Source organism: Streptomyces violens (assembly GCF_000717745.1).
Taxonomy (GTDB): domain Bacteria; phylum Actinomycetota; class Actinomycetes; order Streptomycetales; family Streptomycetaceae; genus Streptomyces; species Streptomyces violens.
Map to the genome: position 1 here is coordinate 1 of NZ_JOBH01000007.1, position 25,569 is coordinate 25,569.

General features: G+C 70.9%; 19 protein-coding genes and 1 pseudogene. 10 read left to right on the forward strand and 10 right to left on the reverse strand.

Going from position 1 to position 25,569, the window contains the following annotated elements; genetic code table 11:
- Positions 1-82: 82 nt before the first annotated feature.
- The 6 genes and pseudogenes from IF04_RS0114675 to rpsA all read right to left on the reverse strand — a co-directional run bounded on the left by IF04_RS0114675 (position 83) and on the right by rpsA (position 4,804).
- Complete coding sequence (locus tag IF04_RS0114675) at positions 83-466, reverse strand: tetratricopeptide repeat protein (RefSeq protein WP_030256194.1); 384 nt, start codon at positions 464-466, stop codon at positions 83-85.
- 280 nt (positions 467-746) lie between these two features.
- Complete coding sequence (locus IF04_RS0114680; protein WP_030256197.1) at positions 747-1,118, reverse strand: cupin domain-containing protein; 372 nt, start codon at positions 1,116-1,118, stop codon at positions 747-749.
- A 22-nt stretch (positions 1,119-1,140) separates the two neighbouring features.
- A complete protein-coding gene (gene coaE, locus IF04_RS0114685) occupies positions 1,141-1,731 on the reverse strand; it encodes a dephospho-CoA kinase (RefSeq protein ID WP_030256200.1) in 591 nt (196 codons plus the stop codon).
- A 167-nt stretch (positions 1,732-1,898) separates the two neighbouring features.
- Positions 1,899-2,852 carry a PAC2 family protein gene (locus IF04_RS0114690; RefSeq protein WP_030256202.1) on the reverse strand — a complete coding sequence of 318 codons (954 nt, stop codon included), beginning with the start codon at positions 2,850-2,852 and terminating at the stop codon, positions 1,899-1,901.
- Between the two features lie 65 nt (positions 2,853-2,917).
- A pseudogene (locus IF04_RS39755) lies at positions 2,918-3,125 on the reverse strand (amino acid oxidase); the annotation flags it as partial.
- Between the two features lie 164 nt (positions 3,126-3,289).
- Positions 3,290-4,804, reverse strand: coding sequence for a 30S ribosomal protein S1 (rpsA, locus tag IF04_RS0114695; protein ID WP_030256205.1), 1,515 nt, complete (start codon positions 4,802-4,804; stop codon positions 3,290-3,292).
- A gap of 421 nt (positions 4,805-5,225) precedes the next feature.
- Here rpsA and IF04_RS0114700 point away from each other — a divergent pair, with 421 nt between their 5' ends.
- Both IF04_RS0114700 and hrpB read left to right on the forward strand, forming a co-directional pair.
- Positions 5,226-6,152 (forward strand): class I SAM-dependent methyltransferase, encoded by a 927-nt coding sequence (locus IF04_RS0114700; RefSeq protein WP_245654409.1) that lies wholly within the window; start codon positions 5,226-5,228, stop codon positions 6,150-6,152.
- A 98-nt stretch (positions 6,153-6,250) separates the two neighbouring features.
- The gene (gene hrpB, locus IF04_RS0114705; protein ID WP_030256210.1) at positions 6,251-8,845 is read left to right on the forward strand and encodes an ATP-dependent helicase HrpB; all 2,595 of its coding nucleotides are present in this window, start codon (positions 6,251-6,253) and stop codon (positions 8,843-8,845) included.
- A 37-nt stretch (positions 8,846-8,882) separates the two neighbouring features.
- On the opposite strand, the gene pgfA is transcribed toward hrpB, so the two are convergent.
- The 3 genes from pgfA to IF04_RS0114720 all read right to left on the reverse strand — a co-directional run bounded on the left by pgfA (position 8,883) and on the right by IF04_RS0114720 (position 11,991).
- Positions 8,883-9,848 carry a cell envelope lipid trafficking protein PgfA gene (gene pgfA / locus IF04_RS0114710; RefSeq protein ID WP_030256214.1) on the reverse strand — a complete coding sequence of 322 codons (966 nt, stop codon included), beginning with the start codon at positions 9,846-9,848 and terminating at the stop codon, positions 8,883-8,885.
- A gap of 13 nt (positions 9,849-9,861) precedes the next feature.
- Positions 9,862-9,996: an SPW_0924 family protein gene (locus tag IF04_RS38280; protein ID WP_106975605.1), complete on the reverse strand. Its 135-nt coding sequence runs from the start codon at positions 9,994-9,996 to the stop codon at positions 9,862-9,864.
- A 174-nt stretch (positions 9,997-10,170) separates the two neighbouring features.
- Positions 10,171-11,991 carry a lytic transglycosylase domain-containing protein gene (locus IF04_RS0114720; protein ID WP_030256217.1) on the reverse strand — a complete coding sequence of 607 codons (1,821 nt, stop codon included), beginning with the start codon at positions 11,989-11,991 and terminating at the stop codon, positions 10,171-10,173.
- 207 nt (positions 11,992-12,198) lie between these two features.
- Between IF04_RS0114720 and IF04_RS0114725 the strand changes: the two genes are divergently transcribed.
- Positions 12,199-13,059 (forward strand): DUF4184 family protein, encoded by an 861-nt coding sequence (locus IF04_RS0114725; RefSeq protein WP_030256220.1) that lies wholly within the window; start codon positions 12,199-12,201, stop codon positions 13,057-13,059.
- Positions 13,060-13,103: 44 nt separating this feature from the next.
- On the opposite strand, the gene polA is transcribed toward IF04_RS0114725, so the two are convergent.
- On the reverse strand, positions 13,104-15,764 hold the full coding sequence (polA, locus tag IF04_RS0114730) for a DNA polymerase I (RefSeq protein WP_425428422.1): 2,661 nt from the start codon (positions 15,762-15,764) through the stop codon (positions 13,104-13,106).
- A 349-nt stretch (positions 15,765-16,113) separates the two neighbouring features.
- Here polA and IF04_RS0114735 point away from each other — a divergent pair, with 349 nt between their 5' ends.
- The 7 genes from IF04_RS0114735 (at position 16,114) to IF04_RS0114765 (ending at position 25,452) form a co-directional block, all read left to right on the forward strand.
- A complete protein-coding gene (locus IF04_RS0114735) occupies positions 16,114-18,396 on the forward strand; it encodes an FdhF/YdeP family oxidoreductase (protein ID WP_030256227.1) in 2,283 nt (760 codons plus the stop codon).
- Positions 18,397-18,650: 254 nt separating this feature from the next.
- Complete coding sequence (locus tag IF04_RS0114740; RefSeq protein WP_030256230.1) at positions 18,651-19,124, forward strand: PaaI family thioesterase; 474 nt, start codon at positions 18,651-18,653, stop codon at positions 19,122-19,124.
- Positions 19,125-19,684: 560 nt separating this feature from the next.
- Positions 19,685-20,905: a branched-chain amino acid ABC transporter substrate-binding protein gene (locus tag IF04_RS0114745; protein ID WP_030256233.1), complete on the forward strand. Its 1,221-nt coding sequence runs from the start codon at positions 19,685-19,687 to the stop codon at positions 20,903-20,905.
- A gap of 129 nt (positions 20,906-21,034) precedes the next feature.
- On the forward strand, positions 21,035-21,964 hold the full coding sequence (locus IF04_RS0114750; protein ID WP_030256236.1) for a branched-chain amino acid ABC transporter permease: 930 nt from the start codon (positions 21,035-21,037) through the stop codon (positions 21,962-21,964).
- Between the two features lie 5 nt (positions 21,965-21,969).
- Entirely contained in the window at positions 21,970-23,784 is a 1,815-nt protein-coding gene (locus tag IF04_RS0114755; RefSeq protein WP_030256241.1) for a branched-chain amino acid ABC transporter permease, read from the forward strand.
- A 10-nt stretch (positions 23,785-23,794) separates the two neighbouring features.
- Positions 23,795-24,739 carry an ABC transporter ATP-binding protein gene (locus IF04_RS0114760; protein ID WP_030256246.1) on the forward strand — a complete coding sequence of 315 codons (945 nt, stop codon included), beginning with the start codon at positions 23,795-23,797 and terminating at the stop codon, positions 24,737-24,739.
- On the forward strand, positions 24,736-25,452 hold the full coding sequence (locus tag IF04_RS0114765; RefSeq protein WP_030256251.1) for an ABC transporter ATP-binding protein: 717 nt from the start codon (positions 24,736-24,738) through the stop codon (positions 25,450-25,452). The genes IF04_RS0114760 and IF04_RS0114765 overlap by 4 nt, the downstream gene beginning before the upstream one ends.
- Positions 25,453-25,569 lie beyond the last annotated feature (117 nt).

Consider the following 25,569-nt stretch of genomic DNA (forward strand, 5'->3'; position numbering starts at 1 on the left):
ATCGGGGGGAGGAGGGGTGGGGGGCGGGGGGGTGGGCCCCGGGAGGCGGACGGCCCAGCCCTAGAAAAAGCAGCCCCCGCCCTCACTCCCCCGCATCATCCCCCTGCAACGGAAAACGTGCTGCTTCGATGAAGTCCGGGCGCGGGTCGAGCGCGGCGGCGAGTCGGAAGTGGCGCAGCGCCTCCTCCGGACGGTTGGCGCGCTCCAGGGTGCGGGCCAGGGCGAAGTGAGCGAATGCGTTGTCGGGCTCGCGTTCCAGGACTACCTGGAACTCCAGCTCGGCAGGGCGCAGTTGAGCGGCCAGGAAGAAGGCGCGGGCTCGTAGCAGTCGGGCGGCGGTGTTCTCCGGATGAGCGGCGATGACCGGGTCCAGGAGTTTCACCGCGCCCCGTGGATCGCGCGCGGACAGCAATTGTTCGGCTGCCCGGAAGTCGATGACGTGCGTCTCGGGGGTGCGCTCGGTCACGGCCGTCTCCTCTCCGACACGTACGGACTCACCGCATACCGTTGGGGTACCGGCGGCTTGTGTACCGGCGACTCGCCACGAGCAGGTGGTTCATCGCCGACGGGCAGCCCGTATCGCCGACCGCCCGGTCGCTACGTGGGGCACAACAAGCCCGGCCGTCACCGCATTCCCGACGCCCGCCACAGCATTGGCTGCACGCCCGGGCGCCCCATCAGCGACGCTCAGCGCCACACAGCGAACTCCCCCAACGAATCCCGCAAGAGGCCCAAGCCCAACCCCCCTACAAACTGATGTGATACGCCTTCCGCAGCGTCTGGTGCACCGTCCACCGAGTCCGGTCCCCTTCCCGCAGGAAGCAAGCGTCCCCGGGGCCCACCTCGAGGACCGAGCCGCCCTCGACCTCGATGGTGGCGCGGCCGGAGACCACCACGAACAGCTCGTTGGCCTCGATGTCGGTCACGACGCCCGGCGTGATCTGCCAGATGCCGCGGACCTGCTTGCCGTCCGGGGACTCCCAGAGCACCTTGCCGGTGACGACCGGTTCGCCGGAGACGATCTGGTCCGGGTCGAGCGCTTCGGGCTCCAGTTCGGCGTCCGGGATGCCGGGGACATTGACGACGAACGAGGCGGGGACAAGATCGGAAGCAGTCATGGCGTGAGGCTACCGCTCGGCCTCAGCGGGCCCGCAGCCGCTCCCAGATCTCACGCACCTGCGGCTCCAGGGCCTCCAGCGGACCGTCGTTGTCGATGACGAAGTCCGCGATCGCGAGGCGCTGTTCCCGGGTGGCCTGGGCACTCATGCGGGCCTTCGCCTCGTCCTCGGTCATGCCGCGCAGCGTGACGAGCCGCCGCAGCTGGGTTTCGGGGGCGGCGTCGACCACGACGATCGTGTCGTACAGGGGCGCGAGGCCGTTCTCGGTCAGCAGGGGTACGTCGTGGACGACCACCGCGTCCTGGCCGGCCGCGGCCTCCAGTTCGGCGGAGCGGGCGCCGACGAGGGGGTGCACGATGGCGTTCAGCGCCTTGAGCCTGTCGGAGTCGGCGAAGACGAGGGCGCCCAGTTTGGGCCGGTCCAGTGTGCCGTCCGGCGTCAGTACATCCGTACCGAACGCCTCGACGACGGCGGCGAGACCGGGCGTCCCCGGTTCGACGACCTCCCGCGCGATCTTGTCCGCGTCCACGATCACCGCGCCGTACGACGCGAGCAGCCGCGACACCTCGCTCTTGCCTGCACCGATGCCGCCTGTAAGCCCCACCTTCACCATGGGCCCCACGCTATACGGCGCCCCGGCCCCCGCCCAGAGCCGGACCCGCCCCGTCCGGCCCCGAACCGGCCTGCGCCGGACAACTCCCCCTCGCGGACCCCCACCCCGCCAATCACCCCCGTCAACGCCTCCACCCCGTCAAACGCCCCGCCCCCTCCCAGCGTTCCCTATATGCCCCCGTCCCCCATATCCCGTTCCCGGTCGGCCAGGAAGGCTTCCAGCTCACGGCCGATCTCCTCGGCGGACGGGAGTTCGGCGGGCTCGGCCACAAGATTGCCGCGGGTTTCGGCGCCGGCCGCCGCGTCGTACTGGTGCTCAAGGCCGCTGACCAACGCGACCAGCTCCTCGTCGCCCTCCGAGAGCTGCCGTTCGATCTCCTCCTGGGTGCGCAGCGCTTCGGTACGCAGGGTGTGCGCGGCGCTCGGCAGCACCAGGCCGGTCGCGGCGGTGACCGTCTCCAGCGCGGTGAGCGCGGCGTCCGGGTAGGCGGAGCGCGCGACGTAGTGCGGTACGTGGGCGGCGACGCCCAGCACGTCGTGTCCGGCCTCCGCGAGGCGGTACTCGATCAGCGCTTCGACGCTGCCGGGGACCTGCGCCTGTTCGAAGAGGTCGCGGTGGCCCGGGGTCAGGTCGGTGCGGTTGCCGTGCGGGGTGATCCCGACCGGGCGGGTGTGCGGGACGCCCATCGGGATGCCGTGGAAGCTGACCGAGAGGCGTACGTTCAGCCGCTCGACGGTCTCTCGTACAGCCGCCGTGAAGCGTTCCCATTCCACGTCCGGTTCGGGACCGGAGAGCAGCAGGAAGGGCGCGCCCGTGGCGTCGTGGACGAGGCGCAGCTCGATGCTGGGCGTCTCGTACGAGGACCACTGGCCGTGGTCGAAGGTGAGCATCGGGCGGCGGGCCCGGTAGTCCACCAGCCGGTCGTGGTCGAAGCGGGCGACGACCTGGTGCGGCAGTCCCTCCAGGAGGGACTCGACAATCTGGTCACCGGCTTCGCCGGCGTCGATGTAGCCGTCGAAGTGGTACAGGAGCACCAGCCCGGCGGAGTCGCGGGAGGCTATCGCGTCGACCGCCGCGAGCCCGCTCGGCTCCCATTCGTACAAATCCTGGGGATCCAACACAGTGACCGCTCCTCCTCGATGTCCGCCCCGCACAACGCGGTACGCGGCTCGGGCATTCCCGGTCCTTACGTCATCACCCGCTCGTGCAGCGGCGTCACTACTTTTCGCGCCGAGAGGAACGCGCCGTGCTGCCAGGCGTCGGTGTGGCTGAGGCGGTCACCGGCGAACTGGACGCGGCCTGCAGGAACGTTCAGGGCGCGGCGAGAGCGGCACCCCGTCCGGACCGCCGCTGAGGTGGTGTCAGGCGGCTGCCAGGGGCGGTGCCTGCCGCCACAGCCGAACGGCCATACAGAAAGCCGAACAGCCGGCATACAGAAGGCCGAACAGCCGGGCGGCAGTCAGAAGGCCAGACACCCGCCCGGACACCACGAAGGCCCGCCCCCCAAAGGGAGCGGGCCTTCGTGTCGCTATCGGCTAGCGCCTAGCGGTGAGCGTGCTCAGCTCTGGCCGCCGGCCAGCTTCTCGCGGAGCGCGGCAAGGGCCTCGTCCGACGCCAGGGCGCCGGAGTTGTCCGCCGACTCCGAGGAGTACGAGCCGCCGGAGACGTTGCCGCCGCCGCCCTGGCCACCGCTGGCCGCCGGCGCCGCAGCGCCCTCGGCCGCAGCCTGCTCGTCGGCCTCGCGCGACTTGATGACCTGGGCCTGGTGCTGCTCGAAGCGCTGCTGCGCCTCGGCGTACTGGTTCTCCCACGCCTCGCGCTGCGCCTCGTAGCCCTCGAGCCAGTCGTTGGTCTCGGGGTCGAAGCCCTCGGGGTAGATGTAGTTGCCCTGGTCGTCGTAGGACGCGGCCATGCCGTACAGGGTCGGGTCGAACTCGACCGCCGACGGGTCGGCACCGAAGGACTCGTTGGCCTGCTTCAGCGAGAGGCTGATGCGGCGGCGCTCGAGGTCGATGTCGATGACCTTGACGAAGATCTCGTCGTTGACCTGGACGACCTGCTCCGGGATCTCCACGTGGCGCTCGGCCAGCTCGGAGATGTGGACCAGGCCCTCGATGCCCTCATCGACGCGGACGAACGCACCGAACGGAACGAGCTTGGTGACCTTACCCGGGACGACCTGACCGATCTGGTGGGTCCGGGCGAACTGCTGCCACGGGTCTTCCTGGGTCGCCTTGAGCGACAGGGACACGCGCTCGCGGTCCATGTCGACGTCCAGGACCTCGACCGTGACCTCCTGGCCGACCTCGACGACCTCGGAGGGGTGGTCGATGTGCTTCCAGGACAGCTCGGAGACGTGGACCAGACCGTCAACGCCACCCAGGTCCACGAAGGCACCGAAGTTGACGATCGAGGAGACGACGCCGGAGCGCACCTGACCCTTCTGGAGGGTGGTGAGGAAGGTCTGGCGGACCTCGCTCTGGGTCTGCTCGAGCCAGGCACGGCGGGACAGGACCACGTTGTTGCGGTTCTTGTCCAGCTCGATGATCTTGGCCTCGAGCTCCTTGCCCACGTAGGGCTGAAGGTCGCGGACGCGGCGCATCTCGACCAGGGAGGCGGGGAGGAAGCCGCGGAGGCCGATGTCGAGGATGAGACCACCCTTGACGACCTCGATGACGGTACCGGTGACGATCCCGTCCTCTTCCTTGATCTTCTCGATGGTGCCCCAGGCGCGCTCGTACTGGGCACGCTTCTTCGAGAGGATCAGGCGGCCTTCCTTGTCCTCCTTCTGGAGAACCAGGGCCTCGATCTCGTCACCGACGGCGACGACCTCGTTCGGGTCGACGTCGTGCTTGATGGAGAGCTCGCGGCTGGGGATGACGCCTTCGGTCTTGTAACCGATGTCGAGCAGGACCTCGTCCCGGTCGACCTTCACGATGACGCCGTCGACGATGTCGCCGTCGTTGAAGTACTTGATCGTCTCGTCGATCGCGGCGAGGAAGGCTTCCTCGTTACCGATGTCGTTGACCGCAACCTGCGGGGTGGTGGCGGTGGTCTCGGTGCTGCTCGTCATGTGGGAAAGGGCTCCGGTACGGACATTGAAGTCGTAGGTACTGCTACGCCGAGAGCCTTTATCGCTTCTGCAGAAGTCGACAGCAATGAGGCGCGCTCCCGGATTTCCGAGAAATCCGGTTCAGCGCCTCGAAACCGAGGGGACATGCAACAGATGCAAGCGCGACCTGCTCCGTCTGAGGTGCGCAGGCCCGCAGCGCAACTTGTAGCATACGGGGGCAGCCGGACACGGTCAATGCGCGAAGGCCCACACCGCGGGCGGATCGCCTCATAACCGGCACACGCCGAACGTGAGAAGAACCGCTCGGCCTTGTCGTCGCAGGCCACAGGGGCCTGACGAAGATCCTCACAGGACTGCGACCAGCCGGCCCCGTGAACCTCAGAAACTACAAGCTTTAACGAACAATACGACGACGGGCGCGATGAACCAACACGACGACTCCGCAGTCACCGGCTTCACGGCCACGGCGACCGGCTCCCCGGTCCCCGGCGGCACGGAGGGCGGGGCCGACTCCGCGGCCTGGGACGACGCCGAGGCCGTACGCCGCACCACCGGGGAGGCGGAGAGCAGCCGGGCCAGTCGCGGCTGGTGGGACCGCAACGCCGACGAGTACCAGAGCGAGCACGGCGCGTTCCTGGGGGACGACCGCTTCGTATGGGGGCCGGAGGGGCTGGACGAGGCAGAGGCCGGTCTTCTGGGGCCGGCCGCCGAGCTCAAGGGGCTGCGCGTACTGGAGATCGGTGCGGGCGCGGCCCAGTGTTCGCGCTGGCTGGCGGCGCAGGGGGCGCACCCGGTGGCGCTGGACCTCTCGCACCGGCAGCTGCAGCACGCCCTCCGGATCGGCGGGGACCTCCCGGCGCAGGGTACGGAGGCGCCGGGGGTGGCTCTCGTACAGGCCGACGCCGGGGTGCTTCCCTTTGCGGACGGCAGTTTCGATCTCGCGTGCTCGGCGTACGGGGCGGTGCCGTTCGTGGCCGATCCGGTACGCGTCTTCCGTGAGGTGCACCGGGTGCTGCGGCCGGGTGGCCGGTGGGTCTTCTCGGTGACGCACCCGATCCGCTGGGCCTTCCCGGATGAGCCCGGCCCCGAGGGGCTGTCCGTCGCGGCGTCGTACTTCGACCGCGTGCCCTACGTGGAGCAGGACGAGCAGGGCAACGCGGTGTACGTCGAGCACCACCGCACGCTGGGTGACCGGGTGCGTGACGTGGTGGCCGCGGGCTTCCGCCTGGAGGACCTGGTCGAGCCGGAGTGGCCGGCGTGGAACACCCAGGAGTGGGGTGGCTGGTCGCCACTTCGGGGCGGGCTGATCCCGGGCACGGCCATCTTCGTGTGCCGACGGGACCCGTAGGCGGGCTGCCGTCCTTGTAGGCCGTCCCGGAGCTCGCTCCGGAGGCGCCGCGGCACAGCGCCTCCGGTGGGCCGTTTGCCCCGCGAGACACTGGGCGGGTGATCCGCCGCGATGAACTCGATGCTCTGCCCGTACGGTCCGCGCTGCCCGCCCTTCAGGAGGCGCTGGAGGGCGCCGGGACCGCCGTCCTGTGCGCGCCTCCGGGTACCGGCAAGACGACCCTCGTACCCCTGGCACTGGCGGGCCTGACGGAAGACAGCGCGCCCGTACGCAGGGTGATCGTCGCGGAGCCGCGGCGGATCGCGGCGCGTGCTGCGGCGCGGCGGATGGCGTGGTTGCTCGGGGAGCACGTGGGCGAGCGCGTGGGGTTCACGGTGCGCGGGGAGCGTGCGGTGGGGGCGCGCACTGTCGTGGAGGTGGTGACGACGGGCGTCCTGCTCCAGCGGCTCCAGCGTGATCAGGAACTCCCGGGCGTGGACATCGTTGTACTGGACGAGTGCCACGAGCGGCATCTCGACGCGGACACGGCGGCGGCGTTCCTGCTGGACGTACGGGAGGCGTTGCGGCCGGAGCTGCGGCTGGTGGCGGCGTCGGCGACGACGGACGCGGAGGGCTGGTCGCGGCTGATGGGGGACGCGCCGGTGGTGGCGGCGCAGGGGGTGTCGCATCCGGTGGAGACGGTGTGGGCGCCGCCGGAGCGGCCGGTGCGTCCGGCGCACGGCATGCGGGTGGACCCGGCGCTGCTGACGCATGTGGCATCGGTGGTGCGGCGGGCTGTGCGCGAGCGGGAGGGGGATGTGCTGTGTTTCCTGCCGGGCGTGGGCGAGATCGCGCGGGTGGCGGGGCAGCTTGCGGATCAGGGCGCTGCCGGGGTCGAGGTGCTGCAGGTGCACGGCCGGGCGCCGGCGGCCGTGCAGGACGCGGTGCTGGCCGGTTCGGGTGACCGGCGGCGGATCGTGTTGGCCACGTCGGTGGCGGAGTCGAGTCTGACGGTGCCCGGGGTGCGCGTGGTGGTCGACTGCGGGCTGGCGCGCGAGCCGCGGATGGATCACGCCCGGGGGCTGAGCGCGCTGACGACGGTGCGGGCGTCGCAGGCGGCGGCGCGGCAGCGGGGCGGCCGGGCTGGGCGCGAGGCGCCCGGCGTGGTCTACCGCTGCTGGTCGGAGGGTGAGGACGGGCGGCTGCCGCGCTTCCCGTCCCCGGAGATCAAGGTCGCGGACCTGACGGCGTTCGCGTTGCAGGCCGCGTGCTGGGGCGACCCGGGCGCTGCGGGCCTTGCGCTGCTGGACGCGCCGCCGGCCGGGGCGATGGCGGCGGCGCGGGACGTGCTGACCGCGGTGGGCGCGGTGGACGCGGCCGGGCGGGCGACGGAGCGCGGGGTACGGATGGCCCAGCTCGGCCTGCATCCGCGGCTGGCGCGGGCCCTGCTGGACGGCGCGGAGCAGGTCGGCGCCCGGCGGGCCGCCGAGGTCGTCGCGCTGCTGAGCGAGGAGCCACCGCGCGAGTACGGCGACGATCTCGCCGACGCGTGGCGCACGGCCCGCCGCGGGCGGGACGCGTACGCCGCCCGGTGGCGGCAGGAGTCCCGGCGGCTGGCCTCGGCCCTGTCCGGCGCGTCGGGTACCGGGGGCGCCCCGGACGGCGGCGCGCAAGCCTCCGACAGTCGTGCGCAGGCGTCCGGCACGGCCGCCACGGAGGCCCGTGGGGAGAGCGATGACGTCGTGGCCGGTGTCGTGGCGGCGTTGGCCTTCCCCGAGCGGGTGGCCCGCAAGCGCGGTGAGGGTTCGTACGTGATGGCGTCGGGGACGGGCGCCGAGGTCGGTGGCGGGTCGCGGCTGCGGAGCGCCGAGTGGCTGGCGGTGGCGGTCGCGGACCGGCCCGTGACGGCGGCGTCGGCGCGGGTGCGGCTCGCTGCCGTGATCGACGAGGAGACCGCGCGGGCGGCCGCGGGGGCGCTGTACGCCTCGGCCGAGGAGGTCGGCTGGGCGGACGGCGACGTGGTCGCGCGGAGCGTGGCGCGGCTCGGCGCGATCGAGCTGGTGTCCCGGCCACTGCGGGACGCGGACCCGGCGCTCGTACGGGAAGCGCTGGTGGACGGGTTGCGCAGGGAAGGGCTCGGGCTGCTGCGCTGGTCGGAGGGGGCGCGTTCGCTGCGGGAGCGCATGGCGTTCCTGCACCGGGAGCTGGGTGCTCCGTGGGCGGATGTCGCGGACGAGGCGCTGCTGGCGCGCCGGGACGAGTGGCTGGAGCCGGAGCTGGGGCGGGCGCGGCGGCGTGCCGATCTGGCGCGGATCGACGCGGGCCAGGCGCTGTCGCGGCTGCTGCCGTGGGCGAGCGGCGATTCGGCGCGCTTCGACGAGCTGGCTCCGGAGCGCATCGAGGTGCCCAGCGGTTCGCGGGCCCGGGTGGAGTACGGCGGCGATCAGCCGGTGCTGGCGGTGAAGCTGCAGGAGATGTTCGGGCTGCGGGAGTCGCCACGAGTGGCCGGCGGCCGGGTGCCGGTACTGGTTCATCTGCTGTCGCCCGCGGGGCGCCCGGCGGCCGTCACCGCCGACCTCGCCTCCTTCTGGCGCGACGGCTACCGCTCCGTGCGGGCGGAGCTGCGCGGCCGCTATCCGAAGCACCCGTGGCCCGAGGACCCGGCGACGGCCGAGCCGACACGTCATACGAAGGCCCGGATGCAACGGCGCTGACGGCGCGCGGCAGGGCTGACAGAAGTGCCATGGGCGTTCAGGCGGCCGTGGCGCACCCTCCCGGGCGCCGGCCGCGCGCCTCCAGGTACAGGCTCATGGCCAGGAGCGCGGCGCCCGTGGCGAGCAGGCCCCAGGGAAGGTAGCTCGTGAGGAGCAGGACGAGGGTGCGCTGGGAGGAGACCAGCGCGACGGTGGCGTCCAGGTAGTCGGCGCGCATCTTCACGTGCCCGGCGAACGCGGTGACCTTGCCGCCGCCGGGCAGCAGGTCGCCGCCGCGCAGTTCCTCCTTGTGGATCTCCTCGCCGTTGACGGGCGCGCCGGTGACCGGCTCCACCCAGAACATCCGCTTGGTGGTGTACCAGCGCGTGGTGCCCATCTTCTCGACGGCTTCCGGGGTGATGCCCTTGACCGGCATCTTCTTGGGGAGCGGGACCTTGGTCCAGGGGATGGTCTGTTCGAAGTAGTAGACGTCGAGGCCGTGGAAGCGGCGGGTGCCCTTGTAGTGGATGGGCGCCGAGGTGCGGGTCTGGGCGTCGAAGTAGCTGTAGTCGCGCTTCTCGGTGAGGAAGGGCCACTTGTACTCGATGCCGTCGCGGCGCACCGGATCACCGTCGACCGACTCGCCCTTCGCGTGCACCGGTTCCTGGGTGTGCGCGTCGAAGATGTAGCGCTCGGGGATCTCGGAGACCATCTTGCCGTCGGGACCGGCCACGTAGGACAGCGCGTCCCAGACGACAACGTCGCGGTCTGCCGTGCGTTCGACCTTTTCGGAGGCTTCGACGTTGCCCTTCAGCGTCTGCACGATGCTGATCTTCGGGACCTTCTCGGCCTTCATGGTGCCGTAGTCGATGAGGGTGGCGGGCTTGGCCTCCAGGACCATCTCCTGGTACTGGCTCGGTGGGATCTTGGCGAGCCGGGGGAAGGCGTACCACCGCATCAGCGGGGCCAGGGCGGTGCAGAAGACGGCGAGGGCGAGCAGAACGAGGCTGGCCTTACGGCGCATGACGGCGGCCCCCTCAGGGGTGCTCGGGGACGGTGGTCCGCAGCGGCTCGGGGGATGTCCGCCCTTCGGGGGCGCCGATGGCCGTCATGGTGAAGACCAGGGCGAGGGCAGCGGCCAGCCCGATCGCGGCTGCTGTGAGGGCACGCATGCTGGGCCTCCGTTCGACTGCGGGGCTCCCCACGGCACCTGACGTGGCGTCAGATGGTCAGGGCTGGGGCACCGTAGCAACGGACGGCGGAGATGAGAACACACGGAACGGCACCGCATACGGAAGGGGCGCGACACCTGAGCGCCGCGCCCCTCCCCTCATGCCGTGCGGGCGTCAGCCGACCTTGAGGTCCACCAGGAGCACCGCTCCGCCGGCCGTGGTGAGCCGGAGCTTGTATGTGCCGGAGTGGTTGTCGGTGAAGATCTCCGGCAGCTTCAGCAGGCCGTCGGCGTCGGTCTTCAGGCCGGTGAGCGTGCGTATCGGCGCGCCCTCGGCGTCCTTGAAGTACGGGCCTTCGGTGTTCTGCTCGGCCTTGGTCGGGTCCGCGGCGTCCCCGGCGATCATCGTGGCGGTGACGGCCACACCGGCGGCGGCCTTGCCCTGGTAGGTCGCCTTCACCTCGATGGCATCGGTGTAGGAGGCGCCCTCCGCGGCCTGCATCTTCTGGTCGGAGGTGCGGGCCAGGGCGTCGGCCTGCGGGGCCTTGACGGTTGCGCTGAAGTCGGTGGCCGGCACGGCACGGCCCACTGCCGTCGCGCGGATGGTGTACGTCCCGGCCTTCTCCCCCGCGACCAGGGCCGGGGCTGTGGCGACGCCGTCCTTGTCCGTGGCCACGGTGACCTTGGCGGCGCCGCCCTCGAAGCGGGTGTCGCCGTCGCCGCGTATCTCGTACTGGACCTTCACGCCGGAGACCGTGCGGTCCTCGGTGTTCTTCGCGCGCACCTGGAGCCGGTCGGCGAACGTCTCGCCGGCGGTGGCGCTCACGTCCTTGTCGCCCACGCGCTCCAGGGAGGCGAGGGGCGCGGGCTGGGAGGGCGGGGGCGTCGGCGTGGGCGACTCGTTGGTGCCGCCCGGGGTCGTACCGGGCGATGAGCCGTCCTCGGAGCCCGAGCCGCCTCCGGAACCCGGGCCGTCGCCGGGCGCGGGGCTCGGCTCGGGCTTCGTCCCGCCGTCGGTGCCGCCGGGCTCCGTCCCGCCGCCGTCCTTCCCCGGGGTGCCGTCGGCGTCCTTTCCGCCCTCGGTTTGCTTCCCGGAGCCGTCCTGATCCTTGCCGCCCTTCGACGCACCCCCGGAGCCGGCCTTGTGCGAGCCGCTGCCTCCGGTCCCGGCGCCGGAACCGCCGGTGCGCGGTCCGGTCGGCAGGATGCCGGTGCCGTCGGGCACTTCGTGCGTGCCCTTGCGGTAGTACTCGTACCAGGACAGCACCGTGCGCAGGTATTCCTCGGAGTGGTTGTAGCCGAGGATCGCGCGGTTCATGTCCGCCTGGACCGACAGGTCGCGGTCGGCCGCGCACAGGTAGCGGCCGGCCGACAGGGCCGCGTCGTAGATGTTGTTGGGGTCGCTCGCGCCGTCGCCGTTGGCGTCCGTGCCCCACCTCGCCCAGGTGGAGGGGATGAACTGCATGGGGCCGACCGCGCGGTCGTGGGTGGTGTCGTTGTCGAAGCGGCCGCGGTCGGTGTCGGTGATCCGGGCGAAGCCGTTGCCGTTGAGCTGGGGGCCGAGGATGGGCTGGAGCGTTGTGCCGTTCTCGTCCACGGCGCCGCCGCGGGCCTGTCCGGACTCGACTTTGCCGATCGCGGCGAGCAGCTCCCAGGGGAGGTTGCAGCCGGGCTGGGAGCGGGCGAGGGCTGCCTCGGCCTCCTTGTACGCGGCGAGCACGGTCGCCGGTATGCCGGCCTCGGCGGGGCCGATGGCTATGGGGCCGTCCCCGCCCTGCCCCTTGCCGGGCGGCTGCGGGCTGACGAGCGGGGGCAGGTCGGTGTAGTACGAGGAGTCGCCGTCGATGGGGGTGTCGCCCCGAGGGGCTTCGCGGGAACTCCCGGCGGCGTCCGCGGCGTCGGGCGCCTGGGAGGCGGTCAGTGCGGCGAGGGCCAGCGCCACCACCACACTGGAGGCCGCTCCTTTGCGGAGCCGTCGGCCGAACTTGGCTGCCATGTCTCCTACTCCCCCCTCCGTGTTGACCCACCGCGCCGGCTGCACGGCGTCGCGCTCTCGGCGCTGCAACGCACCGGACACTACGACAACTCCCCGCGCGCAGCTACCGTTCCAGGCTCGCCATCACTGTCTGCTCACATCCGGCATACTGCCTCGAATCGATCACTCGATCATCTGCAACGGTCGGGTCCGGTCAGGAGAGGGATCATGCCGTTCACACTGAGTCATGCCGCAGCGGTGCTGCCTGCCGTACGCCGCAACGGTACGGCGCGCGGGCCGCTGTTGGTGTCCGCGCTCGTCGCCGGCTCCTTCGCGCCGGATCTGACGTACTACGCGGACACGGTCGTGCCGGGTGCGATGACCTACGGAGAATTCACGCACGCGCCGGCCGGTGTTCTCACCGTGGACACGCTGTGCGCGGCGCTCCTGGTCGGGTGCTGGCTGCTGCTGCGCGATCCGCTGCTCGCGCTGCTGCCGGCGGCGTGGCGGGGCAGGGTGGGTGCGCTGGTCACCGGCCCAGGGCAGCGACGGGGGCTGGCCCGGGGACAGTTCGCGCTGCGCTTCTGGTACTCCGCGGTGCTCGGCGCGCTCACGCACGTCGTGTGGGACGCTTTCACCCACCCCGGGCGCTGGGGTGTCCGGCTGCTGCCCGTACTGCAGGAGCCGGTCGCCGGGTGGCCGGTGTACGCGTACGTGCAGTACGGCACCTCGGCGGTGGCGCTCGTGGCCCTCGGGTGGTTCGTATGCTCCGCGCTCCATCGGGCGCCGACCGGCGCTGTCCCCGAGGGGCTGCCCGTGCTCGGCAATCGGGGGCGGCTGCTGTGCTGCGCGCTGCTGACGCCGTGCGTACTGCTGGGGGCCGGACACCGGGTGCTGCGCGCGCATGCGGTGTACGGCGGGGCGGCGACGTGGTTCGACTATGTGCCGACGGCGCTCTTCGGTGCGGGCGCCGGGCTGGGCGTGGCGCTACCGGTGTGGGCGGCGGCGGTCCGCCTGCACGACCGCCGGCGCCGCCGTAAGCAGGGCGCTGCCGCCCGGGCGGCAGCGGCAGCGGCCGGGGGCCGATGAGGGCGGCTGCGCCCCTCATCGGCCCCCGGCCGCCTCTGCACGGGTCAGTGCGCGGCGGACTCCCAGTCCCCGCCCGAACCGACGGAGACGTCCAGCGGGGCGCGCAGCTCGACGGCACCGGCCATCTCGCGCCGCACCAGCTCCTCGACCTGCTTCTGCTCGCCTGGCGCCACCTCGACCACGATTTCGTCGTGGACCTGGAGCAGCATCCGGGAGGTGAGCCCGGCGGCGGTCAGCGCCTCGTCGACCCGCAGCATCGCGATCTTGACGATGTCCGCCGCGGTGCCCTGGATCGGGGCGTTCAGCGCCATCCGCTCGGCCATCTCGCGGCGCTGGCGGTTGTCGCTGTTGAGGTCCGGCAGATAGCGGCGGCGGCCGAGCATGGTCTCGGTGTAGCCCGTGGCGCGGGCACGGTCGACGACGTCCTCCAGGTAGTCCCGCACACCGCCGAAGCGCTCGAAGAAGTTGTCCATGAGCTTGCGGGCCTCGTCCGGGGAGATGCCCAGCTGCTGGGACAGGCCGAACGCGGAAAGGCCGTACGCGAGTCCGTACGACATCGCCTTGATCTTGCGGCGCATCTCGGGGTCGACCTCGGTCTTGGGCACCGAGAAGACGTGCGAGGCCACCGTGGTGTGCAGGTCCTCACCGGAGGTGAACGCCTGGATCAGGCCCTCGTCCTCGGAGAGGTGCGCCATCACGCGCAGCTCGATCTGGCTGTAGTCCGCGGTCAGCAGCGTCTGATAGCCCTCGCCGACCACGAAGCCGCGGCGGATGGCGCGGCCCTCGTCCGTACGGACGGGGATGTTCTGCAGGTTGGGCTCGGTGGAGGAGAGCCGGCCGGTCGCGGCCACCGTCTGGTTGAAGGTGGTGTGGATGCGGCCGTCCGCGGCGATGGTCTTGATCAGGCCCTCGACCGTCGTGCGCAGCTTGGCCTGCTCACGGTGGCGCAGCATGATCACGGGCAGTTCGTTGTCGGTCTGCGCCGCGAGCCAGGCGAGAGCGTCCGCGTCCGTGGTGAAGCCGGTCTTGGTCTTCTTGGTCTTGGGCAGGCCCAGCTCGTTGAAGAGGACTTCCTGGAGCTGCTTGGGCGAGCCGAGGTTGAACTCGTGTCCCGCGGCGGCGTGCGCCTCGGTGACGGCCTGCTGGACGGCGGCCGCGAACTGCTGCTCGATGCGCTCCAGCCAGCCGCGGTCGGCGGCGATGCCGGAGCGCTCCATACGGGCCAGCAGCACGCTGGTGGGCAGCTCGATGTCACGCAGCAGGTCGGCGGCGCCGACCTCCTCCAGACGCGTCTCGAAGGCGGCCCCGAGGTCGAGGACCGTGCGGGCCTTGGCCATCAGGGCCTCGGCCTCGGCCTGCTCGTCGGCACCGAAGGCCAGCTGGCCGTCGCCGGCCGCCGCGGGGGCCAGGTCCCGGCCGAGGTACTCCACGGAGAGCGCGTCCAGCGCGAAGGAGCGCCGGCCGGGCTTGACCAGGTATGCGGCGAGGGCGGTGTCCATCGTGACGCCGTCGATCTCCCAGCCGTGCTCGGGGAAGATCCGCATCAGGCCCTTGGCGTTGTGCATCACCTTCGGGCGCTCGGGGTCCGCGATCCAGGCGGCGAACGCCCGGTCGTCGGCCTCGTCCAGCTGCGTCGGGTCGAACCAGACGGCGGGTCCGGCTGCGGTGGCCAGGGCGACCTCGGCGACCGAGCCGCTGCCCAGCTTCCAGGAGTCGACCGTGGCGACACCGAGCAGCTCGCTGCCGTGCTCGGCGAGCCAGGGGGCGAGCTCGCCGGCGCCCGCGACGAGGCCGTCGATCTCGACGCCGGGCACGGGCTCGGTGGTGTCCGCGGCGTCCTCGGCTCCGGGGTCGACGGCCAGCAGGCGGTCGCGCAGGCCCTGGTTACGGATCTCCAGCGCCTCCAGGAAGACCGTGAGGGCCTGCCGGTCGTACCCCTCGCGCACCAGCTCTGCGGGGCCGCAGGGCAGCTCGACGTCGCGGACCATCTCGGTCAGCCGGCGGTTGAGCTTCACGGCCTCCAGGTGGTCGCGGAAATTCTGCCCGGCCTTGCCCTTGACCTCCTCGGCCCGCTCGCACAGCTCCTGGAACGAACCGAACTGGTTGATCCACTTCACGGCGGTCTTCTCACCGACGCCGGGGATGCCGGGGAGGTTGTCCGACGGGTCGCCGCGCAGGGCGGCGAAGTCCGGGTACTGGGCCGGCGTGAGGCCGTACTTCTCGAACACCTTCTCCGGGGTGAAGCGGGTCAGCTCCGAGACGCCCTTGGTGGGGTAGAGCACCGTGACGTCGTCAGAGACCAGCTGGAAGGAGTCCCGGTCGCCGGTGACGATGGACACCTGGAAGCCCTGCTCGGTGGCCTGCGTGGCGAGCGTGGCGATGATGTCGTCCGCCTCGAAGCCGTCCGTGGCGAACCGCTTCACGTGCATGGCGTCCAGCAGCTCGCCGATCAGCTCCACCTGCCCCTTGAACTCGTCCGGGGTCTTGGAGCGATTGGCCTTGTAGTCGGGGAACTCCTCCGAGCGCCAGGTCTTGCGCGAGACGTCGAAGGCCACCGCGAAGTGGGTGGGCGCCTCGTCGCGCAGGGTGTTCGCCAGCATCGAGGCGAAGCCGTACACGGCATTCGTCGGTTGCCCCGTGGCGGTGGTGAAATTCTCCGCGGGCAGGGCGAAGAACGCCCGGTACGCCATGGAGTGCCCGTCCATCAGGAGCAGCCGGGGACGCCCTCCCTCCGCCGTCTCGCTGCCGGTCGTTTCGCTCTTCTTCGCTGCCTTTGCTGCCACGCCCCCGATCCTGCCACGCCCCACTGACAATCCCTGCCGCGACGGCCGCCCCGGCCGTTCCCGGAGGGTGCCTGTGGACAACGTCGTCACCCTCATCATTACGTCCTGTGGACGACCGGCCGACGGTCGGTGGCGCGTGGCAGGATCGATCACAGGCGGAAGGACCGTACGGAGACTTGTTCCATACATGATCCGGATGCCTGAATGGTGATTTACAGAACGGCTGCTCGCGCGGGGCAGCTCAGCATCATCGGCACCCAGGGAGACCGCCATGGCAGGCAAAGCACCCGAGTCGGACCCGGTACAGGACGCACCCGAGGTCAGCGGCCCGAAGCACTCGGCCGTCGGCCTGCCCGCCATCACCCACGCGCTGCGCATCTCCCGACAGCAGATGGGCGTGAAGCGCACGGCCCTGACGCTGCTGCGCGTGAACCAGAAGGAAGGCTTCGACTGCCCCGGCTGCGCCTGGCCCGACCCCGACCACCGGCACGCGGCGGAGTTCTGCGAGAACGGCGCCAAGGCCGTCGCCGAGGAAGCCACCCTGCGCCGCGTCACGCCCGACTTCTTCGCCGCCCACTCCGTCGCCGACCTCGCGGGCCGCAGCGGCTACTGGCTCGGCCAGCAGGGCCGCCTCACCCAGCCCATGTACCTCGCCGAGGGCGCCACTCATTACGCCCCCGTGCCCTGGGAGCGCGCCTTCGACATCATCGCCGAGGAGCTGACCGGCCTCTCCTCCCCCGACGAGGCCGTCTTCTACACCTCCGGGCGCACGAGCAATGAGGCTGCGTTCCTGTACCAGCTCTTCGCCCGCGAGTACGGCACGAACAACCTCCCCGACTGCTCGAACATGTGCCACGAGTCCTCCGGCTCGGCCCTCACCGAGACCATCGGCATCGGCAAGGGCAGCGTCTCCCTGGAGGACCTCCACAAGGCCGACCTGATCATCGTCGCCGGTCAGAACCCGGGCACAAACCACCCCCGCCAGCTCAGCGCCCTGGAGAAGGCCAAGGCCAACGGCGCGAAGATCATCTCGGTCAATCCGCTGCCCGAGGCCGGCCTGGAGCGCTTCAAGAACCCGCAGACCCCGCGCGGCCTGGCCGGCGGCGGCACCTCCCTCACCGACCTCTTCCTGCAGATCCGGCTCGGCGGCGACCAGGCCCTCTTCCGGGCGCTCAACCACCTCCTCCTGCAGACCGAGGGCGCGCTCGACGAGGACTTCATCCGGGAGCACACGCACGGCTTCGAGGAGTTCGCCGCCGCCGCGGGCGACGGACTGGACTGGGACGAGACCCTGCGGGCCACGGGCCTGACCCGCGCCGAGATCGACGAAGCGCTGCGCATGGTCCTCGCCTCGAAGCGCACGATCGTCTGCTGGGCCATGGGCCTCACCCAGCACAAGCACTCCGTCCCCACCATCCGGGAAGTCGTCAACTTCCTGCTGCTGCGCGGCAACATCGGCCGCCCCGGCGCCGGCGTCTGCCCCGTACGCGGCCACAGCAACGTCCAGGGCGACCGCACGATGGGCATCTTCGAACGCCCCGCACCCGCCTTCCTCGACGCCCTGGAGAAGGAGTTCGGCTTCGCGCCGCCCCGCGAGCACGGTTACGACGTCGTACGCGCCATCCGGGCGCTGCGCGACGGACAGGCCAAGGTCTTCTTCGCCATGGGCGGCAACTTCGTCTCCGCCACCCCCGATACCGAGGTCACCGAGGCCGCCGTGCGTCGGGCGAACCTCACCGTCCACGTCTCGACCAAGCTCAACCGCTCGCACGCCGTCACCGGCGCCCGCGCGCTGATCCTGCCCACCCTCGGCCGCACCGAGAAGGACCTCCAGAGCAGCGGCGAGCAGTTCGTCACCGTCGAGGACTCCATGGGCATGGTGCACGCCTCCCGCGGCCGCCTGGAGCCCGCGAGCCCGCACCTGCTGTCCGAGCCGGCCATCGTCTGCCGCCTCGCCCGCCGGGTCCTCGGCAAGGACAGCCGCATACCGTGGGAGGAGTTCGAGAAGGACTACGCCACGATCCGCGACCGCATCGCACGCGTCGTCCCCGGCTTCGAGGACTTCAACGCCCGCGTCGCGAGCCCGGACGGCTTCGCCCTGCCGCACGCCCCGCGCGATGACCGCAGCTTCCCCACCGCCACCGGCAAGGCCAACTTCACCGCAGCCCCGGTGGAGTTCCCCGCCGTCCCCGAAGGCCGGCTGCTCCTGCAGACGCTGCGCTCGCACGACCAGTACAACACCACGATCTACGGCCTGGACGATCGCTACCGCGGCATCAAGAACGGCCGCCGCGTGGTCCTGGTCCACCCCGAGGACGCCCGCGCCCTCGGCCTCGCCGACGGCGCCTACACCGACCTCGTCAGCGAGTGGACCGACGGCAGCGAGCGCCGCGCGCCCGGCTTCCGGGTCGTCCACTACCCGACGGCGCGCGGCTGCGCCGCCGCGTACTACCCGGAGACCAATGTCCTGATCCCCCTCGACCACACGGCCGACACCAGCAACACCCCCGCCTCGAAGTCCGTGGTCATCAGGCTGGAGCCGACGGGGCTCTGATACTCGCCCCGGGCGGGGCCGGGCCCGGCCCCGCCCGGCCTCGCCGGACCTCCCCGCGGCGGCCCGAGCCAGTGATGAGCCGCACAGCCCTCGCGCCCCCGAACTGAGCGCGCGCTCAGTAGCCTGAGGGCGGCACGACGCCCTGCCCCGTCCGGCCCACGGCCCGGGCCGGCCCCGTACGCGTACGGCCACACCATCCGGACACCGACGAACAGCGACCCGACGAGCAGCGCAAGCGAACGGAGCCGTACGCCATGGGCGAGCAGACCACGACCGCGTTCCCCCAGGAAGTCCTCGACCAGTGGGCCGGGGAGGGCCTGGACCTGCCCGCCCTGTTCTCCGCCGGCCACCTCGGCACGCGGATGAGCGTCCAGGTCGTGGAGGCCGCCCCGGAGCGGGTCGTCGGCACCATGCCCGTCGAAGGCAACACCCAGCCCTACGGCCTGCTGCACGGCGGCGCCTCCGCCGTCCTCGCCGAGACCCTCGGCTCCGTCGGCGCCATGCTGCACGGCGGCCCCGGCAAGCTCGCCGTCGGCGTCGACCTGAACTGCACCCACCACCGCGGCGTACGCACCGGCCTGGTCACCGGCGTCGCCACCCCCGTGCACCGCGGCCGCTCCACCGCGACGTACGAGATCGCCATCACCGACGAGCAGGGCAGGCGCGTCTGCAGCGCCCGCCTGACCTGCCTGCTGCGCGACGCGGAGTCCCCGGCCCAGAACTCCTGACCTGGCAGTTCAGCCCCCAGGCGGCCCTGCGACGGCCCCGCTCCGGTGCGCATCCGGAGCGGGGCCGCCTTGCTTTTCCCCCGGCTGCCCGGTCACGCCACCACCCTCGCCGCCGCCTCGCCGATGGCCGTACCGGCAGCAACCGCCCCCCGCCGCCCTAACGCTGCGTAACACGCACAATGTGCCTCCGGCGCACACCTCCCGCTCCCCCGTGGCGCCGCTCCCGTACCGCAGTCCGCACCGCATTCCGGACGCCCCGACCGCGTCGCACGGCAAATCCCCTCGTAGAAGTGCAAGTTCCCGCTCCGCCTGGCGCACACGCCCCAGCGGTAAGGACCATCAGTACGAAACGCTCATCGCAGGTCATAACAAGAGCGTCACATCCTCGTCGGCGCCGATGCCCCGGCGAACTGCACCGCCTTACCATCACCGCCAGTCACCGCGCCGCCGGGCGCGCTGTACCAGCACGGCCTGTACCACCCCTTACAGCCCGGCGCGCGAACGGTCGCGCCACAGCGTGACCACGCCAGGGGAAAGGACAGATCGTGCGTCACCGTTCCTTGCTGATTCTCACCACCGCGGTAGCCGCCGGCGCCCTCACGCTCTCCGCGTGCGGCTCCCGCGGCGAAGACAAGAGCGGCGACGGCTCCAAGGCCACCGTCGTCATCGGCCTCGACGCCCCGCTCACCGGCGAACTCTCCGCCCTGGGCCAGGGCATCAAGAACTCCGCCGACCTCGCCGTCAAGAACGCCAACAAACAGAACGAGGTCGACGGCGTCACCTTCGAACTGCGCCCCCTCGACGACAAGGCACTGCCCAACGCCGGCCAGCAGAACGCCACCAAGCTCGCCGGCGACAAGGAAGTACTCGGCATCGTCGGCCCGCTGAACTCCGGCGTCGCCCAGTCCATGCAGCAGGTCGCGCAGTCCAACGGCGTCACCCTCATCTCCCCGGCCAACACCACGCCCGACCTCACCCAGGGCAAGAACTGGAAGAAGAACGACCGCAAACGGCAGTTCTCCACCTACTTCCGCACCGCCACCACCGACGAGGTCCAGGGCGCGTTCGACGGCCAGTACGCCTACGAGAAGATGAAGGCCAAGACGGCCTACGTCATCGACGACCAGAAGACCTACGGCGTCGGCCTCGCCTCCTCCTTCAAGGACCAGTTCACCAAGCTCGGCGGCAAGATCGTCGGCACCGAGCACGTCAGCCCCGACGACCGCGACTTCAAGGCCGTCGTCGCCAAGGCCAAGAGCGCCAACCCCGACCTGGTCTTCTACGGCGGTGAATACCCCGCCTCCGGCCCGCTCAGCCAGCAGCTCAAGGACGGCGGCCTCGACGCCCCCCTCATGGGCGGCGACGGCATGTACAGCGCCGACTACATCGAACTGAACAAGAAGGCACAGGGCGACTACGCCTCCTCCGTCGGCAAGCCCGTCGAGCAGCTGCCCTCCGCCAAGAAGTTCATCGAGGACTACAAGGCCGCCGGCTACAAGGACCGCTACGAGGCATACGGCGGCTCCACCTACGACGCCACCTGGGCCATCATCCAGGCCGTCAAGCAGGTCGTCGCCGACAACAACGGCAAGCTCCCCGACGACGCCCGCAAGAAGGTCGTCGACGCCATGAACAAGGTCTCGTTCGACGGCGTCACCGGCAAGGTCGCCTTCGACAAGTACGGCGACACCACCAACACCATGATCACGGCCTACCAGGTCGACAACAAGCAGTGGAAGGCGCGCTTCAGCGCCGAGTTCGAGAAGTTCGACAAGAGCTGACCCGCACCGCCCGCCCGTACACCGGCCGCGCCAGCACCCCACCCCCACCTGGCGCGGCCCGCGGCACACCGGCACACTCCCCGCCTGCCCGGCACACCGGCACCTTCCACACCCCACGGAGGCCCTGCGGTGAACGAACTGCCGCAACAGCTGGCCAACGGACTCATCCTCGGCGCGATGTACGGACTCATCGCGATCGGCTACACGATGGTCTACGGCATCGTCCAGCTCATCAACTTCGCCCACGGCGAGATCTTCATGGTCGGCGGCTTCGGCGCGCTCACCGTCTACCTCGCCCTCCCACCCGGCATGTCCCTCATGGCGGCCCTCCCCCTCATGCTCATCGGCGGCATCGCCGTCTCCGTACTCGTCGGTGTGGCCGCCGAACGCTTCGCCTACCGCCCGCTGCGCGGTGCACCCCGCCTCGCCCCCCTCATCACCGCCATCGGCCTGTCCATCGCACTCCAGCAGGCCGTCTGGAAGTGGTACCCCGACGCCAAGAAGGCCCGCGTCTTCCCCCAGTTCAAGGGCGACGCCTTCGACATCCTGGGCGCCACCGTCCAGCGCGGCGACCTCTTCGTCGTCGTCGCCGCCCCGATCTGCATGATCGCCCTCGGCTTCTTCGTCTCCAAGACCCGCAGCGGCCGCGCCATGCAGGCCACCGCCCAGGACCGCGACACCGCCGCCCTCATGGGCATCGACACCAACCGCATCATCGTCCTCGCCTTCGCCATCGGCGCCGCCTTCGCCGGCGTCGCCGCCGTCGCCTACGGACTGCGCACCGGCGAAGTGCAATTCCGCATGGGCTTCATCATGGGCCTCAAGGCCTTCACCGCGGCCGTACTCGGCGGCATCGGCAACATCTACGGCGCCATGCTCGGCGGCATCGTCCTCGGCATCGCCGAAGCCCTCGCCACCGCCTACGTCGAATTCATCCCGGGCATGACCCAGTTCGGCGGCGGAGCCTGGAAAGACGTCTGGGCATTCGTCCTCCTCATCCTCGTACTCCTCCTGCGACCACAAGGCCTGCTGGGCGAACGCGTCGCGGATCGGGCGTGATAGCGATGACCACCGCACCCACCACGAACCCGGCCGCCGCGGACACCCCCGCAACCACCCCCGGCCTCCTCCCCCTCCCCGCACGCGCCGCCCGCATCATCACCGCCGCCGGCGCCCTCGCCACCGCCGGCTCCACCGCCCTCTCCTGGACCTGGAGCAGCGAATTCCCCGGCGATCTCACCTACTACGGCTCCCCCGCCGGACTCCAGCTCATCACCCTCACCGGCGCCCTCCTCACCCTCGCCTTCGCCCTGGCCGGCCTCGGCATCCGCGGCCTGACCGCACTCACCCCCGGCGGCCGCAACGCACCCGCCCTCTTCGCCGCCCTCGGCACCTTCGCCGCCACCTGGTTCACCCTCGCCGCCATCGCCGTACAACTCGGCGGCCTGGTCAACCTCGAACCCGGCGGCTTCCTCGCCGGCATCACCGCACTGATCACCCTCATCGGCGCCCTGGGGCTGCCCGCCGACCACACCCCCGGCACACCCCCGCACGGCCCCTGGCAGCGCTTCACCAACAGCTGCGCGGCCGTCCCCACACCCCGACCCGCCAAGCAGCTCCCCGCCTGGGCCGAGATCCTCCTCATCGCCGTCGCCTTCGGCATCGCCCTCTACGCCTTCACCTACGGCATCGACGCCGAGGACGGACCCCCCTTCGTCGGCTACCTCCTCTTCGTCGCACTCGCCATCGCCGCCGTCCACCGCGCCGGCCTGATCAACCGCCTCACCGCACTCACCCACCGGCACCGCGGCATCTCACTCGCCGCCGCCTTCGTCGCCGCGGCCGCCTTCCCCTTCACCCAGGACACCGACGAGTACACGATCATCGGCGCCAACATCCTGATCTTCGCCACCGTCGCCCTGGGCCTCAACGTCGTCGTCGGCCTCGCCGGACTCCTCGACCTCGGATACGTCGCCTTCCTCGGCGTCGGCGCCTACGCGGCCGCCCTCGTCTCCGGCTCCCCCGAATCCGCCCTCGGCATCCAACTCCCCTTCTGGGCAGCCCTCCTCACCGGAGCCGCCGCCGCACTCGTCTTCGGCGTCCTCATCGGCGCCCCCACCCTGCGGCTCCGCGGCGACTACCTCGCCATCGTCACCCTCGGCTTCGGCGAGATCTTCCGTATCGCCATGCTCAACCTCAACGGCACCACAGGGCCCGACGTCACCAACGGCGCCATGGGCATCCCCAACGTCCCCAACCTGGAGATCTTCGGCTTCAACTTCGGCGAACCCCACACCATCCTCGGCGTGCCCATCGCCACCTACGGCAACTACTACCTCCTCATGATCCTCGTGACGGCCTTCGTCGTCCTCGTCTTCCGCCGCGCCGCCGCCTCCCGCATCGGCCGCGCCTGGATCGCCATCCGCGAGGACGAGACCGCCGCCATCGCCATGGGCATCAACTCCTTCCGGCTGCGCCTCCTCGCCTTCGCCCTCGGCGCCGCCCTCGCCGGACTCGCCGGAACCGTCCATGCACACGTAGTAACGACCGTCACACCCGAGCAGTTCCAGTTCGCCGGACCCCAGCCGCCCAACTCCGCCTTCCTCCTCGCCGCCGTCATCCTCGGCGGCATGGGCACCCTCAGCGGCCCCCTCGTCGGCGCGGCACTCCTCTTCCTCATCCCCGCCAAGCTGGACTTCCTCCAGGACTACCAGCTCTTCCTCTTCGGCCTCGCCCTCGTCCTCCTCATGCGCTACCGCCCCGAAGGACTCATCCCCGACCGCCGCAAACAGCTCGAATTCCACGAAACCGGCCAGCTCGACGTGCCCGAACAGCGGCTGAGCGACGACACGACCGGCGCCACCAAGGCAGGGGCGTGAGGAGGACACCATGACCACACCCACCACCGCCACGAAGAGCGACGGCGCCGTCCTCGAAGCCTCGGGCGTCACCATGCGCTTCGGCGGACTCACCGCCGTACGCGCCGTCGACCTCACCGTCGCCCCCGGCGAGATCGTCGGCCTCATCGGCCCCAACGGCGCCGGCAAAACCACCTTCTTCAACTGCCTCACCGGCCTCTACACCCCCACCGAAGGCACCGTCAGCTACAAAGGCACCCGCCTCTCCCCCAAACCCCACCTCGTCACCCAGGCCGGTGTCGCCCGCACCTTCCAGAACATCCGCCTCTTCGCCAACATGACCGTCCTGGAAAACGTCCTCGTAGGCCGCCACACCCGCACCAAAGAAGGCCTGTGGTCCGCCCTCCTCCGAGGACCCGGCTTCAAGAAGGCCGAACGCGGCAGCGAGACCCGCGCCATGGAACTCCTGGAATTCACCGGCCTCGCCGCCAAACGCGACCACCTCGCCCGCAACCTCCCCTACGGCGAACAGCGCAAGCTCGAAATCGCCCGCGCCCTCGCCAGCGAACCCGGCCTCCTCCTCCTGGACGAACCCACCGCCGGCATGAACCCCCAGGAGACCCGCGCCACCCAGAACCTCGTCCTCGCCATCCGCGACCAAGGCACCGCCGTCCTCGTCATCGAGCACGACATGCGCTTCATCTTCAACCTCTGCGACCGCGTCGCCGTCCTCGTACAGGGCGAAAAACTCATCGAAGGCACCGCGGAAGTCGTCCAGGCCGACGAACGCGTCGTCGCCGCGTACCTCGGTACGCCCTTCGAAGGCGCACCCGGCGACGAGGAAGCCGCCGAAGTGGACGCGGCGGAGGCGCACGCCGCGGAACCGCGGGCGCCGCAGCCCGCCGACGGTACGACCGCTGCCCCCGGTACGCGCACCGCACCCGACGAGAACCCCCCGAACGGAGACGCGCGATGACCGCCCTGCTCGAAGTCGAGGACCTCCGCGTCGCCTACGGCAAGATCGAAGCCGTCAAAGGCATCTCCTTCACCGTCGAAGCCGGCCAGGTCGTCACCCTCATCGGCACCAACGGCGCCGGCAAGACCACCACCCTGCGCACCCTCTCCGGCCTCCTCAAACCACTGGCCGGAAAGATCAGCTTCGACGGCGACGTACTCAACGGCGTCGCCCCCCACAAGATCGTCGAACGCGGCCTCGCCCACTCCCCCGAAGGCCGCCGCCTCTTCCCCCGCCTCACCATCGCCGAAAACCTCCAGCTCGGAGCCTTCCTCCGCAAGGACGGCACCGGCATAGAACGCGACATCCAGCGGATCTACGAGCTCTTCCCCATCCTTGGCGAACGCCGCAAACAAGCCTCCGGCACACTCTCCGGCGGCGAACAACAGATGCTCGCCATGGGCCGCGCCCTGATGTCCCGCCCCAAACTGCTCATGCTCGACGAACCCTCCATGGGCCTCTCCCCGATCATGATGCAGAAGATCATGGCGACCATCCGCGAACTGCGCTCCCAGGGCACGACGATCCTCCTCGTCGAACAGAACGCCCAGGCCGCGCTCTCCCTCGCCGACCACGGCCACGTCATGGAGATCGGAAAGATCGTCCTCTCCGGCACCGGCCAGGACCTCCTCCACGACGAGTCGGTCCGCAAGGCGTACCTGGGCGAGGACTGACCGCCGTACGCACACGGCCGACGACGCCCCGCCGCGCGCAACAGCAAGGCCGAGGGCCGCACCGTAATCACGGTGCGGCCCTCGGCACAGGAGCGGGCGAGCGACTACTCGGAGGGC

Excerpts from the sequence above, each read along its gene's own strand:
- IF04_RS0114680 (WP_030256197.1), bottom strand. The coding sequence starts at position 1,118 with ATGACTGCTTCCGATCTTGTCCCCGCCTCGTTCGTCGTCAATGTCCCC.
- coaE (WP_030256200.1), bottom strand. The coding sequence starts at position 1,731 with ATGGTGAAGGTGGGGCTTACAGGCGGCATCGGTGCAGGCAAGAGCGAG.
- rpsA (WP_030256205.1), bottom strand. The coding sequence starts at position 4,804 with ATGACGAGCAGCACCGAGACCACCGCCACCACCCCGCAGGTTGCGGTC.
- IF04_RS0114700 (WP_245654409.1), top strand. The coding sequence starts at position 5,226 with ATGAACCAACACGACGACTCCGCAGTCACCGGCTTCACGGCCACGGCG.
- pgfA (WP_030256214.1), bottom strand. The coding sequence starts at position 9,848 with ATGCGCCGTAAGGCCAGCCTCGTTCTGCTCGCCCTCGCCGTCTTCTGC.
- IF04_RS38280 (WP_106975605.1), bottom strand. The coding sequence starts at position 9,996 with ATGCGTGCCCTCACAGCAGCCGCGATCGGGCTGGCCGCTGCCCTCGCC.
- IF04_RS0114720 (WP_030256217.1), bottom strand. The coding sequence starts at position 11,991 with ATGGCAGCCAAGTTCGGCCGACGGCTCCGCAAAGGAGCGGCCTCCAGT.
- IF04_RS0114725 (WP_030256220.1), top strand. The coding sequence starts at position 12,199 with ATGCCGTTCACACTGAGTCATGCCGCAGCGGTGCTGCCTGCCGTACGC.
- polA (WP_425428422.1), bottom strand. The coding sequence starts at position 15,764 with ATGGACGGGCACTCCATGGCGTACCGGGCGTTCTTCGCCCTGCCCGCG.
- IF04_RS0114735 (WP_030256227.1), top strand. The coding sequence starts at position 16,114 with ATGGCAGGCAAAGCACCCGAGTCGGACCCGGTACAGGACGCACCCGAG.
- IF04_RS0114740 (WP_030256230.1), top strand. The coding sequence starts at position 18,651 with ATGGGCGAGCAGACCACGACCGCGTTCCCCCAGGAAGTCCTCGACCAG.
- IF04_RS0114755 (WP_030256241.1), top strand. The coding sequence starts at position 21,970 with ATGACCACCGCACCCACCACGAACCCGGCCGCCGCGGACACCCCCGCA.
- IF04_RS0114760 (WP_030256246.1), top strand. The coding sequence starts at position 23,795 with ATGACCACACCCACCACCGCCACGAAGAGCGACGGCGCCGTCCTCGAA.
- IF04_RS0114765 (WP_030256251.1), top strand. The coding sequence starts at position 24,736 with ATGACCGCCCTGCTCGAAGTCGAGGACCTCCGCGTCGCCTACGGCAAG.